This is a genomic window from Bdellovibrio bacteriovorus (assembly GCF_002208115.1).
Taxonomy (GTDB): domain Bacteria; phylum Bdellovibrionota; class Bdellovibrionia; order Bdellovibrionales; family Bdellovibrionaceae; genus Bdellovibrio; species Bdellovibrio bacteriovorus_C.
The window spans coordinates 1913220-1928769 of the sequence record NZ_CP020946.1 but is presented as its reverse complement, the minus strand read 5'-3'; the positions used below and the strand labels follow the sequence as shown (position 1 = coordinate 1928769).

Genomic DNA, 15550 nt, shown 5'->3' with positions numbered 1-15550 from the left:
CGCGAAGCGACGTCTATCGGAATAAAGTTCTTCTTTGTCGGTCTTTTGATCTTCGGGGCCTTTTTCAGCCATTTTTAACCCCGGCCACGCCGAGGAGGCTGGAGTGCCGGCATAAAAAAAGCCGGGTGGGAGCCCGGCTTTCAACGGATGAATTCGAAATAGGAACGGCGTTAAGCCACTTTTTTGGCTGCCGTATAGTGATAGAACTTCTTGTCGAAGTCCGGCGCATTCATGCCTTCTTTAGTGATCAGGCCGGCTTTAAACCAGTCAAAGTGCTCTGCGCAGAAACCTGCTTTATCGGATTTCTTTTTGCAGCCTTCGCCGCAGCAGCGAGCAGATTCAAGGGAAACTACATTGTTCGGGATCTGTTTATCAAATTTTTTGTCAGCCATACGTGTGACCTCCAGATGAAATCTTAAGCTGGTTGATTGTCTTAAGACATAAGACTTATCGGCGTTGGTCGGGCGGACTTTAGGAAATCTTCTCAAGTTTAGAAGTCTCAAGTTGAGACACGTATTGGCGATTTTACGAATGAATTAGGCCTCTGGAGTGAAGCCTAATAGTTAGATCAGTTTTAAGAAGCGTCCCAGATCGACGGGTTTAGAGAATAAATAACCCTGACCAAAACGAGCGCCCAGCGTTTCAAGAACCAGCGCCTCTTCATGGTGTTCGATGCCTTCAGCGATGACTTCGATATCCATGGCGTGCGCCAAGTGGATGATCGAACTGACCACCGCTTTGGATTTTGGATCGCTCAGGATTTTCATCACGAAGGAACGATCGATTTTCAGGAAGCTGATTGGCATCTGAGTCAGGTATTGCAAACCCGAGAAACCCGTTCCGAAATCATCAATGGAAATCGCATAACCCAGACTGCGGCACTGGTTCAGAGCATCAATGGCGATCGCGCCATCCATCATGATTCTTTCGGTCATCTCAAGCTTGATGTTCTGGGTGTGCAGATCATGCTTTTCACGCAGGTCTTCCAGGTTGTTCACGAAATCAGAATGCGTGAACTGACGGCCGGAGATATTGATGCTCATCATGAAATCATCAGCCATGCGCTCTTTTTTATTCAGACGCAGCTGATCCTGAATGGTGCGAAGATCTTTTAAGGCCTGATTGATAATCCAGTGACCAATCGGAATCACCATGGATGAATTTTCAATGATATCGATGAAAAGATTCGGGGAAACCAATCCATGCTGCGGGGAGTTCCAGCGCAGCAGAGCTTCGCAGCCCGTGATGGTTTTGTTTTTCAGGTTCACGATCGGCTGATAGAACAGTTCAAATTCCTTGTTCTGGAAGGCCTGGAAAATCTGATTTTCAAGTTTGATCTGATCCAGCGCGCTTTGGGTGCCGTCATCACCGGCGCCGGAATTGTCGAACTCCACTTCCGAGATGCGGGACCCGCCGGGGCCGCCGATGTTTTTGCGACGCAGGCGTTTTAACAAAACACGCATCAAAAGCTGAACGACTTTGTCGGCAGTGGAAACACGCTCCAGAACCTGTTGCTTGGTGACGATGGCTAAACGGACGTCTTCCAATGCGCGCACACTGGCAGAACGGTTTTGGTTGTCGATCAGGGCCATTTCGCCAAAGATTTCGCCTTCCCCCAGGATGGTTAGGGGAATCTCCTCTTTGTCTTTGGTGAGATAAATCAGCACTCGTCCTTTTTCGATGATATAGGCGCAGTCACCTGCATCGCCTTCGCTGAAAATGATCTGATCTTTGTGGATGTCGACGGACTGAGCTGCTGCATTCATATGAGTTTTATTCTAAGGTCTTTGGTGCAGGTTGGACAAGTCCAGCTGATTCATTTGATTCAGTTTCCATCCCGTAAATTCGGGTTTGGCCAACATCGAGAAATGGATGGCGCCCAGCGGGATCAGCAGATGCTTTTTCATCAGGAAATCCATGCCGGCCTGACACCATTTCTTCTGATCTTGAGGCTTTTCGGCCTTCGCCAGTGAGGACAAAATGCTTTCATACTCTGTCGACTTCAGGCGGATGTAGTTTTCCGGGCTTAACGGCGCAAAGGTCTCCAAAGCCGCAAGGCAGGTGGGACGATCCGGAGCCACGCCTTTACGGAACAAGGCCGGAGGATTCTGCTGCAGGATCTGCAGATAGACTTTGTTTTCACGGGACTCCAGATGGGTTTTCAGGCCCGCATTTTTTAACCACTGGTTTTGCATCCACTCGGTGGCGCGCTTGTGATCTTCACCCCCAAGGCTTGAGAACATCAAAGTAAAGGTTGAAGTGTTCTGAACCTTGGGAACTTTCTTTAAGTCAAAGTCGTAACAGGGCGCTTTTTCCGGAAACCAGGAATCCGGAACACCCATGCAGCCGGGGCGACCTTCCGAAGAAAAGATCTTTTGCAGCTCCACGTAGTTTAAAGAGTACGTGAAGGCCTTTCTCAGGTCTTCCTTGTCGGCAAGCTCAGGTCCAAACCCCAGATAGTCCAGGCGGGTGACTGCAATCCAGTGAAAGTCCGGGCGTTTTTTATGGCTGGGAATGAACAAAGTTGGAAGTCTGCGCAGGAATTGCAGCTCGTTCTTTTCATAAAGCTGCAAAGCCACGGTGTCTTCCTCAATGAACAAAAACTCCACGTTCGGGCGCCCGGGGTGTCCGCCTTGATAGTTCGAATTTGTTGTCAGGATGATCTTTTGGCCCTTTTTCCATTCAGCCAGTTTGTAGGGACCTGAAAAGGCGCCCAGATCTGCTTTGGTGGGGGCCAGCAAAAAACTTGTAAGATTGTATTCAAAATCAGGGTCCGGTTCCTGAAACTCAAAACGCAAAGTCTGGGCATCCGGAGCAGAAATTCCCAGCTCGGTGATTTTGGCTTTGCCAGCATAATAGTCTTGAGCCTTTTTGATTTTGAAAAGCAAATCCGCGCGCGGGGCTGCGGATTTGGGATCCAGAATCTTTTTATAGGTGCGCAGGAAATCTTCGGACGTCAGCGGGGTGCCGTCGCTCCAGCGCAGGTCCTTTTTCAGGCGGCAGGTCAGGTTCTTTTTCTTGTCACGGGTGCAGCCGCTGCCCAGATCCGGAACCAGGCCCTTTTGATCATCAAAGGTGAAGATATTGCGATACAGATTTCCCAGCAGGTAACTGGAGGCCGAGGTCTTTTGCCTGTTCGGGTCAAGGCTTCCCGGTTCGTTGGAAAGATGCAGACGAAACGCCTTGGTGTTGGCGAAAGAAAGCGCAGGAAAAGCCAGAAGAAGTGCAAGGATGATTTTCATGCCTTTAAGGTTAGCTTAAGGGCGGGATGAATTGAAGCACGAAAATTACCGGGCAAAACCATAAAAAAACGGCAGGGGATGCCTGCCGTTTTCCAAGTTCAACTTAAGGAAAGAACTATTTGTCCAATTCCATTTTTGCAATCGTTTGTAATTGCATGTTGGTTGTACCTTCGTAGATCTGACCGATCTTCGCGTCACGCCAGAACTTCTCAACCGGATATTCTTTGGTGAATCCGTTACCGCCGAACAGATCGATGGCTTTGGAAGTGATTTTCTCTGCCGCGCGGGAAGAGTAAAGTTTCGCCATGGCAGCGGCCTCGATGAAGTCCTGGCCCGCGTCTTTCAGACGAGCAGCATTGTAAACCATCAAACGAGCTGCTTCCAGTTCAGTGCGCATTTCTGCCAACTGGAACTGAACACCCTGGAAGTGAGCGATTGGTTTGCCGAACTGCTCACGGCCTTTTACGTAACCCAATGCCGCTTCGTAAGCGCCCTGAGCGATACCGATCATTTGTGCGCCGATACCGATACGGCCTTCATTCAGTGTTTCAATCGCGATTTTGTAGCCTTTGCCGACTTCGCCCAAAACGTTTTCTTTTGGAACTTCGCAGTTTTCGAACAACAGTTCGCAAGTGGAAGAAGCGCGGATGCCCAGTTTGTCTTCTTTTTTGCCAACTGTGAAGCCTTTGAAGCCGCGTTCAACGATGAACGCCGTGATGCCTTTGTAGCCTTTTTCAGGAGCCATGTTGGCAAATACGATGAAGATGTTTGCTTCGTTACCGTTGGTGATCCAAAGTTTGGAGCCGTTCAGAACCCATTTGTCGCCTTTGTCTTCCGCTTTCAATTTCAATGCGAAAGCGTCGGAACCGGAAGAGGATTCAGACAAAGCGTAAGCGCCCACGGATTTGGAAGCCATCATGCCTAGGTATTTTTCTTTCTGAGCTTCCGTGCCCCATTTAAGGAACGCGTTTGTGGTCAGGGTGTTTTGAACGTCAACAAGAACGGAAACGGAACCGTCCACACGACCGATTTCTTCAACGGCCAGGCAGGCCATGAAGAATGTGGAGCCAGCGCCGCCCCATTTTTCAGGAGTTTCGATGCCCATCAAACCCATTTCGAAAAGCTTCGTCAGGATCTCCGGTTTCATCTGAGCTTCTTCGTCCATGTGAGTCACATGAGGTTTGATTTCAGATTCTGCAAAAGATCTTACAGCATCACGGAATGCCAGTTCGTCTTCAGAAAGCATAGTCAGCGCCGGACGCGCATTTGTTGTATCAGACATCTTATTTCCCTTCGATCGGAAGCCCTGCCCTAGGGGCCTACACCTAACCCTTCGCCTTCGGACAGTCCTCGCGGACGCCATCCCTTTGGGATGTGCTGCTGCGGAACTTGGCGCAGGGCTAGGTGTAGGCCCCTAGGGCAGGGCTTCAGTTCTTGTTAAAACGTATTCAGAACCGTTTTAAATCTGTTTTAAAACTGTTTGTAAAAACGGGGGTCACGGTAACGTTTTTGGCAGATTTATTCAAGACCTTGGAATGATGGGAGCTTTTCTCTTAACAAGCTGTGTTAAGCTGAATTGCACTTTAAATGTGCAAGTGTTTTATCGCACTAGACATGAGTCTAGGTGTGTTTTAGCGTGAGGTTGTATGGACATGATGGAAATCGGCGCCAAGATTGGTGTCTACTTTATTCCTTTTCTTTTTGCACTTTGCTTCCACGAGTTTGCGCACGGTTGGGTGGCGCGTCTACGTGGGGATAACACTGCGGAGCAAATGGGTCGTTTGACCCTGAACCCGGTGGCGCACATGGATTTGATCGGGACGTTGATTCTTCCGATTGCGGCTATTGCGTTTTCTTCGCCGATCTTTTTTGGTTGGGCGAAGCCGGTGCCGGTGAATTCCCGCAACCTTAAAAACCCTCGTGTGGATATGTTCTGGATCGCCTTGGCGGGGCCGTTGTCCAATATCCTCCTGGCATTTGTCGGGGCTTTTGCGATTGCCCTGGTCGCGAAGTACTACTCCTTCGGTGTGTATGCCAAAGGGGCCGTGGCGATTCTTCAGACCTTTATTGTGACTAATATGTTCCTGGCTGTTTTCAATCTTTTGCCGATGCATCCGCTGGATGGTGGCAAGGTGCTGGCGCGCTTCCTGCCTGCCAGCTTGAATTATAAGCTTGAACAGAATGAGCACATCACCAGCATGGTTTTGATGGTGTTGGTGTTGACGGGGATGTTGCGCTTCCTGGCTGAGCCGGTTTTCTGGAGTTCTCAGCGCCTTATCAACCTTGCGTTGAGTGGGGTGGGAGTTTAAGGCTTTGCCGCGGCGCAAACGCGTCGGGTGGGGCCTTTAAAGAGTTGTTGAATAATCCAAAGCCGCTTGATTCAATCTTCGGCGTTTGGACGGGGACTGCGATGTGCGTTCCGGTTTTAGTGAAAGGGTAGAGGGGACCATCTTTCATGAGTATTACAGTACAGTTGCCTAAATTCGAAGGACCTCTTGGACTTCTTCTTTACCTTATCCGTAAAGAGGAAATGGACATCATGGACATCAAAGTCCATGAGATCACCAAACAATACCTTGAATATATCAAATTGATGAAAGAACTGGATCTGGAAGTTGCCGGGGAATTCGTGGCTATGGCTGCGACTCTGATCCAGATTAAATCCCGCATGCTTTTGCCTCAGTACGACGAAAATGGCGAAGCCATTGAAGTTGAAGATCCGCGCAAGGAACTGGTTCAGAAGCTTCTTGAATACCAGAAGTACCAGGAAGCAGCGAAGCTTCTTTATGACCGCCCGCTGGTGGGTCGTGATGTGTGGTTGCGTGGAACCCGTGAAAAACTGGATGAAAAAGAAGAGGAAATCATTCTTGAGGACAACGCTCTGTTCTCTTTGATCGCCAGCTACCGTCGTATCTCCCGTGCTATTAAAAAGAAAGTTCACCAGGTGGCGGCGAAAGCCCAGTCCATCTCCAGCCGTATTCTTGAAATCAAGGACCGTCTGATTGTGGGGCAAAGAACCACAATGATGGAGATGGTGACAGCGACCGAAGATCGCGCGCGCCAGGCGTTGATCACGTTCCTGTCCTTGCTTGAACTGGGTAAGATGGGCTTTGTAGGTCTGTATCAGACGGAAGCTTATTCTGACATCTGGGTTGATACCAAAAAACCGATCGAAACCGACGTTTTGAGCCGGGTTGAAGAATATGATTCCATGCGCGCTGATGAAGTCGCGGCAAAAATGATGGAAGAAACCAAAAAGATCGACGCTGACGAAGATCTTTTGGCGGATGTTGAGGAAACTGAAGAAGAAAACAACCAGCTGCAAATGGACTTGGGTGCTGGTCTCACAGACGACATCGCATTTGTTGACACAAATGTGGATGATATCGCCACGGACGACGAAATCTTGGCTGCTGAGAGCGAATTGTTTAAAGATGACGTGACGGAAGTGTAGAGGGGACCATGTCTGAAGAAAAAGAAGATTTGATCAACGAAGAAATGAATCACGCTGAGGAATCTGAAGGCTTCGAAAACGAAGCTGACGTTGAAACCGACGAGCTTTCCGCTGATGGTATTGAGTCCGACGCCTCTGTATTCCTGCAGGAAGAAGAGGAAACAGAAGGCTTCCTTCCGGAAGTGTCTGACGATGAAGTTGATGCCCTGGAAGCCTCTGAAGAAGAAAGTGAAGTGTCCGTTGACGGCACTGAGCTTGACGGCTTTGACTCCGCTGAAATTGAAGAAGTGGAATTCGTTGAGGAAGAGCGTCTGGAAAGCATCGTGGAAAGCGTGCTGTTTGCTTCTGACCGACCGGTGAGCCTGGCTTCCTTGAAACTTTTGTTCAAAGGCACCAACATTCGTGGCGACAAAATCCGTCGCGCCTTGGATCAACTGGCAGTTGAATACGCCGGCGGTCGCCGTGGTGTGACCCTGGAAGAGGTTCCGGGTGGTTACCAACTGCGCACTAAAATTGACAATATGGAATTCCTGAAGCGCACATTGAAAGCGCGTCAGTTCAAACTTTCCGGTCCGGCTTTGGAAGTTCTTTCCATCGTGGCTTACAAGCAGCCGACGGTGAAAGCCGAAGTGGATGAAATCCGCGGCGTTGAGTCCGGTCACTTGCTGCGCGCTTTGATGGAGAAAAATCTGGTTTGCTTCGAGGGTAAATCCGAGCTTCCAGGCCGTCCTATGCAGTACGGTACGACCAGAAAGTTCCTGGAGATCTTCGGCCTGAGAAGCTTGAAAGAGCTTCCAACCCTGTCCCAGATTGATGAGCTTTTGCCGGAAGGTATTGATGAACAGCAGGCGGAGGAAAAACCGACTCTTGCGACCATCACTGACAGCATGTCTGAAACTTACATCGGTTCTTACTCGCAAGGTGAGGAAGAACTGATGAAGATCCAGGAACAGCTCGAGGACATCGCGACTTCCTCTAACTTCTTTGAGGAAGAAAAACGCCGTCAGGCTGAAAAACGTGATCAGGAGCGTGCACAGAACATCCGTGATGCTTTGGCATTCGGTGAACCAGTGTCCACTCGTGACCAAAACTGGCTGACGAAGTACGATGAGGCTTTGGCGGCAGGCACTTCTTTGGTGGCTATTGCCGCTGAAAAGAAAGCCGCAGCTTTGGAAAACATGAAAAAGCCGGCTGTGAATGCTGAAAACGGCGAAGAAATCTCTGAAGAGGGATCTGAAGAGACTTTGGAAGCTTCTATGGACGAATCTGCGGATGAGTCTGTTGATGAATCCACCGACGGGGATGATTCCGAGCTGGAAGAGGCTGTCGTAGCATTTGATAACGACGAAGATCTGGATGAGGCTTCAGACGATCAATTATTCGCTGACTCTGATGATGAATCTTCCGAAGAAGAAGAGTTGCCATTCCTGGGTGAGGCGGACGACATTGATGAAGAAGGTGAAGCTTCTGTTTAAGACTCTTCTGAGTCTGTGGATCGTATATAATATCTTTGTGATGTTGGTGATGCCCAATGTGGGTGCCTATTTCGGGCGGGTGACTGCAAACGTGGTCACCCCCTACGCCAACACAGTGGGTTTGAATGCCGGGTGGAATTTCTTTTCCCCCGAGCCAGCCCATCCCATGTATCTGAAATACACCATCAATTATCTGTACACCGAAGGTGAAAATGCCGGCGAAGAGGCCAAAGAGCCGGTTTATGGTTTTTTCCCGTTGGAAATCGCTAAAGACGATCGTCCTTTGCCGAATATCACCCGCAAGCGTGAATGGGCCTTGATGCGCTATATGGTGCTGGATCCAAAGCGTCTGCGCGTGCTGATGGGGCCGTGGTTGTGCCGGCAGTATCCGGGGGCCACCTCGGTGGATATGGAACATGTGATTGAAACTATTCCGTTCCTGGATCAGGCCGTGCGCTTCCGTGAGGACAGCGTCAGTGATCTTTCCAAAGAGGTCCAGTACATCCGTGAAAGCTATTCCTGTGCCGGCGGGGATGAGGAGAGCCTATGATCAAGAAACTCTGGGCTCATTGGGATCAGTTCTGGTTTGCACCGCAAAGTCTGCTGGGGCTTGCTTTTATGCGAGTCATGTTGTGTGCGACCCTGCTTTATATGAATCTGACCCGCTTCTATAATTTGGAATTTTACACTGATTCCAGTTGGATTCCTCGCACGCGGGCGCTGGAAGTCATGCCCGAACTGGGGCGTCCGCTGTTCCTGTGGACCTTCTGGCCGGACAGCATGAACTTTGTCATGAACCTGGTGTTGGTGGTGCTGTTGGCGCTGTTGACGGTGGGGATTGGCGGGCGCTGGCTGATGGGGATTGCGTGGATCATTAACGCAGGCTTCCTGCAAAGAAACTATGCGGTGAATTTTGGCGCGGATGTGATCGGGGCCTTGTTCCTGTTCTATATGTCCTTCACGCAAAGCTGCGAACGCTTGAGCGTCGTGAATCTGGTGCGAAAGAAAAGCTCGTTTAAGCTGAGCGACACCGTCAGCTCGATGATGATTCGCATGATGCAGGTTCAGATTTCTGTGATCTATGCTTACACCGGCTGGGAAAAACTTAAAGGTGGAAGCTGGTGGGATGGAACCGCTTTGTGGAGTGTTCTGGCCAATCCGCAAATGACAACGATGGATTTTTCGTTTCTGCGCCATTTCCCGTGGGTGATCCCGGTGATTGGTTATGTGACGATTTTGTTTGAGATCTATTTCCCGGCCATGGTGGCCTGGCCCAAGACAAGATATCTGTGCCTGTTGTTGGGACTTTCGTTCCACGCGGGGATTGGCATCTTCATGGGGCTGATTCCGTTTGCCACGGTCATGGTGTCGACGTACTTCCTGTTCCTGGATCCACAGCTTCTTGAAAAGACTCTTGTGAAGACCCGCTCTGTGGTGCGCATTTAAATGAACAAAGCCTTGATCGGAAAAATCGTGAACGGACTGCTGGTGGTGGCGGTCCTGTGGGTTTTGGCCAACCGCCTTCCGGGTATTATTGAAAACTTCAAAAAACAGAATCAGCCGGCCCCGTCGTTTGCGGTGCCGTTACTGGATGGAAGCTTGTTCGAATCACAAAAAGCTGGCAAGCCCCTGGTGATTGTGTTTTGGGCCACCTGGTGCGGGCCTTGCGAAGTGGAGTTGTCCCGGGTGCAAAAGCTGGTTGATGATAAAGTCATTCCCGCAGATTCCGTGCTGGCTGTTTCAAGTCTTGAAGACCGGGATCTGGTTCAATCAACGGTGAATCTGCGCAAATACAGCTTCCTTGTGGGCGTGGATATCAGCGGTCATATCGCCGGACAGTATGGGGTTCGGGCCACGCCGACCACCGCTTTGCTGGATCAGAATCATCAACTGACCTGGATCACGACGGGGTTAAGCCCCTTGCTGGAAGTAAAAATCCGGGGTCTTTTTAAGTAAACCGGCATTTATCGCATTTTGGGACGAAGAATCCGTCTCAAAACTGGACCTGATGAAAAAACTCGTTTAAGCGTCCCCGCACCTCATTTATTCTATAGAGGTGGGGGAGCTCATGAGATCAGTACGATATTTTGCAGGACTTTCAAGTCTTTGTCTTCTGTTGGCGGCCTGTCAGCCGGTGGAAGGCGATTCTCTGCTGACTGATAAAAAAGATGATTCCAGCGCCCACACTTTGGATAAAACTCCGAAATCAGAAGAGCTGACGGTTCAGCTTTTTTCTCCGACCATTAACATGAAAAACACAGACACCAAGGCCGAGATCACCGGCGAGTGCTATGTTTCGACTTATCCGTCCCACAGACTGATTGTGATGAATGGTTCCACGCAAATGGCTTTGGTGGATACGAATCCGGCCACTGCTTCCAATGCCAACTATGCCACTTGTAAAAACGGGCGCTTTAATTTTTCTTTGAATATTTCGACTTTGGCTTCCGGGGTTTACAGCATGCGAATCATCATGCAGGCTTTCGATGCTGACGGAAATGCCGTGATGAACGAGGCTCGTGCAGCTCCGACGTTCACTCTTACAAAATAAAATTGAATTCGTTTTTAAGCTTTAAAGGCGCCTCTTGATCCTTGGTTTCAAGAATCAGGGTGTCCTTCAGTTGCAGATCGCGGATGAAGTCCGCGCGCCGATGCAGAGGAATTTCTTTTCCCGTCACAGTTGAAAAGGTCGAATTAAAGGGAGTGCTGAGCAGTCCCTTTTCCTGATGCTCCACATTTGTCAAAACCGCAAGAATCTCCAGTGCCAGTTCTTTCTGGGTGGAGTTCGCTGGAATCGCGGCCCCCCACATCAAAAGGGCGCTGAGGAACGGGTGAGTGCCGCCGCGGAATTCACGATTCAGCGGGGTTTCCACCGCGCCTTCATCGCTGGTTTTGCTTAATTGATCCAGTTGCAGGGTCAGGATTCTTTTCGTGTTGATTTGTTCAAGCAGTCCCTGATCTTTCCATGTCTGGAAGTGTTTCAACAGCAGGTCTTCGTCGGCCAGCAAAAACAGGAATGTTTCTTTTTTGTTTTTCAGATAATCCAGGAAGGTTTCATCCAGCGGAGTATCAATGCCGGTTTTCATCCAGTAAATGGGCAAAAAAGTAAAGGTCTCGGGATTGCGGCTTTTTACAAAGTCAGTGGAAACCCGCTGCAGAAGTTCGCCTTGAATGCCCGCCACGTTGGCCAAAAGATTCTGGTGTGCCAGAGTGTTGGCCCAATAGGAAGGCAGGAAGATCAGATCCGCCGACGGGCTTGCCACCACATTTGCCAGCATGGATTCCCAGTCACGGGTCACTGTGACGGAAAAACGCACATGAAGTTCTTCTTCCAGTTCCTGACGCAAATTCATCGGGAACAGGACTTCATCCGTGGTCAGTACAGAAATTTTTCTTGGAGTGACAAAGTAGCTTCTGGAAATGCCTTGGGGCAGGACTCCGTGCAGAAATCCCACCCCCATGCAGATTAGAAAAAAGAAGATCCAAAGAATGTTGCTTTTCACGCAGCCTGATTAAAAGGCTTCATCAAACGCAACGGCGCCGGATACGCCTGTTTGGTAAGCGGAAACGCGTCTTTCGAAGAAGTTTGCAAGTTCCTGCATATCCTGAAGCTCCATGAAGATGAACGGATTCTTCACGTTGTAGCGTGGAGCAATGTTCAAGCTTTCCAGGCGTTGATCAGCGCAGTACTCAAGATATTGTCTCATGTCTTTAGCAGACAAGCCGGCAACACCCAGGTTCAGTACGTCGTGAGCAAATTCCATCTCGCATTCGATGGCGTCTTCAAGCATTTGTACAACCATGTCTTCCATTTGCTGGTTGAACAATTCTGGCTCTTCTTTACGAGCTGTTTTAACAACTTCGATTGCGAAGGCCATGTGCATGGACTCATCACGGAAGACCCAGTTGGTGCCAGACGCCAAACCAGCCAAAAGACCTTTGGAGCGCAGGAAGTAAACGTAGGCGAAAGCAGCATAGAAGAACAGACCTTCAACGCAAGTTGCGAAGCAGATCAGGTTCATCAGGAAGCGGCGACGATCTTCGATCGTGTTCAGCTCATTCAGCTCGTTGATGGAATCAATCCATTTGTAGCAGAAGTCCGCTTTCTTTTTGATGGACGGGATGTTTTCAACCGCAGCGAAAGCTTCGGCGCGCTCATCCGGATTTGGAATGTAGTTATCCAAAAGTGTCAGATAGAACTGAACGTGCAAAGCCTCTTCGTACAGTTGACGGGACAAGTACATGCGACCCTCTGGAGAGTTCACGTGCTTGTAAAGGTTCAACACCAGGTTGTTACCCACGATGGAATCGCCTGTTGCGAAGAAAGCCACCAAACGACGGATCAGATGTTTTTCTGATTCAGTCATTTTGGAGTGCAGGTCCACAAGGTCTGTAGAGAAATCAACTTCATCCACAGTCCAGGTGTTTTTGATCCCGTTTTTGTACATTTCGTAGAAAACAGGGTATTTCATCGGGCGCAAAGTCAGGTTAAAGCCAGGATCCAAAATCATAAAAATCTCCAAAAAAAGTACGCGCTTTAAAGCGCTGGTTCAGAGGCCCGCTTTCGCGGACCTCTCTCCGCGGCTACCGCCGCCGTTTACTGACAAGCTTCGCAGGCTTCTGGGTTTTCCAGGGAGCATGCGATCACTTCTGCGTCAGAGTAAGACTTCTTGGCTTCTTGAGCAGGAGCTGCGTCCATCATGCTTTCAGAAGCAGTTGGGTTCGCAGAGTTGCTGGAAGCTTTCACAGTCGTTTTTGCGATTTTGGTCGCAGGACGAGAGCGAAGGTAATAAGTCGTCTTCACACCTTTTTTCCATGCATACATGTACATGGAGGAAAGTTTTCCGATAGTCGGGCTTTCCTGGAACAAGTTCAAAGATTGAGCCTGATCGATGTAAGCGCCACGGTCGGCAGCCATATCAACCAAAGACTTCATCGGGATTTCCCAAACCGTGCGGTACAATTCCTTGATTTGTGGAGGAATCATAGCCACGTCCTGGATAGAGCCGTCCTGAAGTTTGATTTCGTTGCGAACTTCTTCAGTCCAGATGCCCATCGCCTTCAAGTCACCTACAAGGTACTTGTTGATCTGCATGAACTCTCCGGAAAGAGTCTCACGTTTGAACAAGTTGGAAACCTGTGGCTCGATTGCTTCGTAGCAGCCCACGATGGAAGCGATAGTTGCTGTTGGCGCAATCGCGATCATCAAAGAGTTTCTCAAGCCGTGCTTTTTGATTTTCTCTTTCAACTTCTCGAAACGCTCTGGTTGAGAAGGTGTCACGCCCCAAAGGTCGTATTGCAACAAACCTTTAGCCGCTTTAGTTTGCTCGTAAGCACCGTGAGGACCCAGTTGCTCAGCCAATTCACAGGAGGTAACCAGTGCATTGTAATAGATCTCTTCCTGAATTTTTGCAGAAAGATCGCGAGCCGCTGCAGAGTCAAACGGAAGCTTCATAAGGAACAAAGCATCCTGCAGACCCATCACGCCCAAACCAACTGGACGCCATTTGTGGTTGGAGTCCTGAGCTGTCTGGATAGGGTAGAAGTTGATATCAACAACGCGGTCCAGGTATTTCACAGCCGTGCGAACAGAGCGAGCCAGTTTTTCGAAGTTGAACTGACCGTTTTCCACGTGGCGAGCCAGATTCACAGAACCCAGGTTGCACACGGCAGTTTCTTTGTCAGAGGTCACTTCAAGGATCTCTGTGCACAGGTTGGAAAGGTGGATCACATTTCCAGCTTCGCCAGTCTGGTTGGCTTTCAGGTTCGCATGGTCTTTGAAAGTCATCCAGCCGTTACCAGTCTGAGCCAATGTTTTCATCATACGGCTGTAAAGGTCGCGAGCTTTGATTTGTTTGATGTAAAGTTTCTTTTCCTCTGCTTCGGCGTAAGCCTTTTCGAACTCTTCACCGTAAGTGTCCACGAAATGAGGAACCACTTTCGGGTCGAACAAAGACCACATTGCATCGGCTTCAACACGCTTCATGAACAAGTCTGGAACCCAGTTTGCCAGGTTCAGATTGTGCGCGCGTTTTGCCTCGTCACCGGTGTTGTCGCGAAGCTCAAGGAACTCCTCGATGTCGCCGTGCCAAGTCTCAAGATAAACGCAGGCAGCGCCTTTGCGTTTACCACCCTGATTGACGGCCGCAACGGAGGAATCCATTGTTTTCAGCCAAGGGATGATACCGTTGGAGTGACCGTTTGTTCCTTTGATCAAAGAACCACGGGAGCGAACGCGGGAGTAAGCCACGCCGATACCGCCGGCGAATTTGGACAGAAGGGCGATGTCCGTGTATTTTTGATAGATGGCAGACAAGTCATCGCTTGGGGAATCCAATAGATAACAAGAAGACATCTGCGGACGCATAGTGCCGGAGTTGAACAAAGTCGGGGTGGACGGCATGTAATCGTGAGAGGAGATCAAACGATAGAACTCGACAGCCTCTTCCACGGATTGCGCCAGACCGCAGGCAACACGCATGAAGAAGTATTGAGGAGTCTCAAACACCTGACGAGTTGTTGGGTTTTTCAAAAGATAACGATCATAAACAGTTCTTAGACCGAAGTATTCGAAACGGTCTGTTCTGTACGGTTCGATAGCCGCACAAAGAGCTGCTTTGTTGGCTTCAACGAATTTGTAAGTGTTCTCAGCAAGAAGACCTGCCTGGAAGCCGAAGCTTACAGAGTCTGCGAAAGATTGAATCTTCTGAGAACGAACTTCTTCGTCGATGTAGGTGGAAAGAAGGCGAGCGGCCAGACGGGAATACTCTGGATCTTCACCGATCAGCAAAGAAGCTGTCTGGATACAAAGGTTATCCAATTCTTTAGTGGATGCGCCATCGTAAAGACCGCTGATGGCCTTAGTGGCAACACGCAAAGGATCCACCTGAGTCAACCCCTGGCAGTTCTTGGTTACGCGCTCAACGATTTTCGTTACGTCCACTGGCTCCAGTGTGCCATCGCGCTTTTTAACTCTCATGATGTGAGCTGTTGTTTCCAACATGGCTGTATCCCCTCTGCCCAGTTCCGTTTGGGCAAAAAAATCCCGCCCCAAATCTTCACCCCTCGTAAAGACTTAGGTCTGGTTAGTGCATATATAAAGTTGTATGGTAATTGGTGAGAACGAAGTTGCTAATCCTTAGCTGTTTCCCTTGAATCCCCCTTAGTCGCCTTTCGGCTTGCCACTATATCTAGTGGTCTCTAATTGGTGACATATCCATATGCCGGGTATCTCTCTCAATTCCGATCTTGTAATTCTTTCGGTGATGTTTCAAGAACAATTTTAAAAATAACGCCGATTTTTTTGTGACGTTGCCCATCAAATAGGCAAAAAAAACTTCCTCTTGACTGAAGTCGCGTGCAAACAAAACTGGCAAGAG

The 15550-nt window shown here is 49.4% G+C and carries 14 protein-coding genes; 7 read left to right on the top strand and 7 right to left on the bottom strand.

Annotated features, from left to right (window positions below; translation table 11 throughout):
• Positions 1-170: 170 nt before the first annotated feature.
• The 4 genes from B9G79_RS09235 to B9G79_RS09220 all read right to left on the bottom strand — a co-directional run bounded on the left by B9G79_RS09235 (position 171) and on the right by B9G79_RS09220 (position 4524).
• Entirely contained in the window at positions 171-392 is a 222-nt protein-coding gene (locus B9G79_RS09235; protein ID WP_088565262.1) for a hypothetical protein, read from the bottom strand.
• Between the two features lie 171 nt (positions 393-563).
• Positions 564-1766 carry an EAL domain-containing protein gene (locus B9G79_RS09230; RefSeq protein ID WP_011164423.1) on the bottom strand — a complete coding sequence of 401 codons (1203 nt, stop codon included), beginning with the start codon at positions 1764-1766 and terminating at the stop codon, positions 564-566.
• A 12-nt stretch (positions 1767-1778) separates the two neighbouring features.
• Positions 1779-3242: a peptide ABC transporter substrate-binding protein gene (locus tag B9G79_RS09225; RefSeq protein ID WP_088565261.1), complete on the bottom strand. Its 1464-nt coding sequence runs from the start codon at positions 3240-3242 to the stop codon at positions 1779-1781.
• 115 nt (positions 3243-3357) lie between these two features.
• Positions 3358-4524, bottom strand: coding sequence for an acyl-CoA dehydrogenase (locus B9G79_RS09220; RefSeq protein WP_088565260.1), 1167 nt, complete (start codon positions 4522-4524; stop codon positions 3358-3360).
• A 364-nt stretch (positions 4525-4888) separates the two neighbouring features.
• On the opposite strand from B9G79_RS09220, the gene B9G79_RS09215 reads away from it, so the two are divergent.
• From B9G79_RS09215 to B9G79_RS09185, 7 genes are all read left to right on the top strand, one after another.
• Positions 4889-5551, top strand: coding sequence for a site-2 protease family protein (locus B9G79_RS09215; RefSeq protein ID WP_088565259.1), 663 nt, complete (start codon positions 4889-4891; stop codon positions 5549-5551).
• 146 nt (positions 5552-5697) lie between these two features.
• Positions 5698-6696, top strand: a complete 999-nt coding sequence (locus B9G79_RS09210; protein WP_088565258.1) for a segregation and condensation protein A — start codon at positions 5698-5700, stop codon at positions 6694-6696.
• An 8-nt stretch (positions 6697-6704) separates the two neighbouring features.
• Positions 6705-8171 (top strand): SMC-Scp complex subunit ScpB, encoded by a 1467-nt coding sequence (gene scpB / locus B9G79_RS09205; protein ID WP_088565257.1) that lies wholly within the window; start codon positions 6705-6707, stop codon positions 8169-8171.
• Positions 8146-8721, top strand: coding sequence for a hypothetical protein (locus B9G79_RS09200; protein ID WP_232468510.1), 576 nt, complete (start codon positions 8146-8148; stop codon positions 8719-8721). The genes scpB and B9G79_RS09200 overlap by 26 nt, the downstream gene beginning before the upstream one ends.
• Positions 8718-9617 (top strand): HTTM domain-containing protein, encoded by a 900-nt coding sequence (locus B9G79_RS09195; RefSeq protein WP_088565256.1) that lies wholly within the window; start codon positions 8718-8720, stop codon positions 9615-9617. Before B9G79_RS09200 ends, B9G79_RS09195 begins: the two co-directional genes overlap by 4 nt.
• Entirely contained in the window at positions 9618-10127 is a 510-nt protein-coding gene (locus B9G79_RS09190; RefSeq protein WP_088565255.1) for a TlpA family protein disulfide reductase, read from the top strand.
• Positions 10128-10239: 112 nt separating this feature from the next.
• Entirely contained in the window at positions 10240-10722 is a 483-nt protein-coding gene (locus B9G79_RS09185) for a hypothetical protein (RefSeq protein ID WP_088565254.1), read from the top strand.
• Here B9G79_RS09185 and B9G79_RS09180 read toward each other — a convergent pair.
• From B9G79_RS09180 to B9G79_RS09170, 3 genes are all read right to left on the bottom strand, one after another.
• Complete coding sequence (locus tag B9G79_RS09180; protein ID WP_232468509.1) at positions 10712-11674, bottom strand: hypothetical protein; 963 nt, start codon at positions 11672-11674, stop codon at positions 10712-10714. The genes B9G79_RS09185 and B9G79_RS09180 overlap by 11 nt on opposite strands.
• Positions 11675-11683: 9 nt before the next feature.
• Positions 11684-12682, bottom strand: a complete 999-nt coding sequence (locus B9G79_RS09175) for a ribonucleotide-diphosphate reductase subunit beta (RefSeq protein ID WP_088565253.1) — start codon at positions 12680-12682, stop codon at positions 11684-11686.
• Between the two features lie 86 nt (positions 12683-12768).
• Positions 12769-15174, bottom strand: a complete 2406-nt coding sequence (locus tag B9G79_RS09170; RefSeq protein ID WP_088565252.1) for a ribonucleoside-diphosphate reductase subunit alpha — start codon at positions 15172-15174, stop codon at positions 12769-12771.
• Between the last annotated feature and the right edge of the window lie 376 nt (positions 15175-15550).

Bases quoted from the DNA above. Each gene is read 5' to 3' on its own strand.
- B9G79_RS09225 (WP_088565261.1), bottom strand. From the start codon at position 3,242: ATGAAAATCATCCTTGCACTTCTTCTGGCTTTTCCTGCGCTTTCTTTC.
- B9G79_RS09185 (WP_088565254.1), top strand. From the start codon at position 10,240: ATGAGATCAGTACGATATTTTGCAGGACTTTCAAGTCTTTGTCTTCTG.
- B9G79_RS09200 (WP_232468510.1), top strand. From the start codon at position 8,146: ATGAAGAAGGTGAAGCTTCTGTTTAAGACTCTTCTGAGTCTGTGGATC.
- B9G79_RS09235 (WP_088565262.1), bottom strand. From the start codon at position 392: ATGGCTGACAAAAAATTTGATAAACAGATCCCGAACAATGTAGTTTCC.
- B9G79_RS09175 (WP_088565253.1), bottom strand. From the start codon at position 12,682: ATGATTTTGGATCCTGGCTTTAACCTGACTTTGCGCCCGATGAAATAC.
- scpB (WP_088565257.1), top strand. From the start codon at position 6,705: ATGTCTGAAGAAAAAGAAGATTTGATCAACGAAGAAATGAATCACGCT.
- B9G79_RS09230 (WP_011164423.1), bottom strand. From the start codon at position 1,766: ATGAATGCAGCAGCTCAGTCCGTCGACATCCACAAAGATCAGATCATT.
- B9G79_RS09215 (WP_088565259.1), top strand. From the start codon at position 4,889: ATGGACATGATGGAAATCGGCGCCAAGATTGGTGTCTACTTTATTCCT.
- B9G79_RS09220 (WP_088565260.1), bottom strand. From the start codon at position 4,524: ATGTCTGATACAACAAATGCGCGTCCGGCGCTGACTATGCTTTCTGAA.
- B9G79_RS09210 (WP_088565258.1), top strand. From the start codon at position 5,698: ATGAGTATTACAGTACAGTTGCCTAAATTCGAAGGACCTCTTGGACTT.
- B9G79_RS09170 (WP_088565252.1), bottom strand. From the start codon at position 15,174: ATGTTGGAAACAACAGCTCACATCATGAGAGTTAAAAAGCGCGATGGC.
- B9G79_RS09195 (WP_088565256.1), top strand. From the start codon at position 8,718: ATGATCAAGAAACTCTGGGCTCATTGGGATCAGTTCTGGTTTGCACCG.
- B9G79_RS09190 (WP_088565255.1), top strand. From the start codon at position 9,618: ATGAACAAAGCCTTGATCGGAAAAATCGTGAACGGACTGCTGGTGGTG.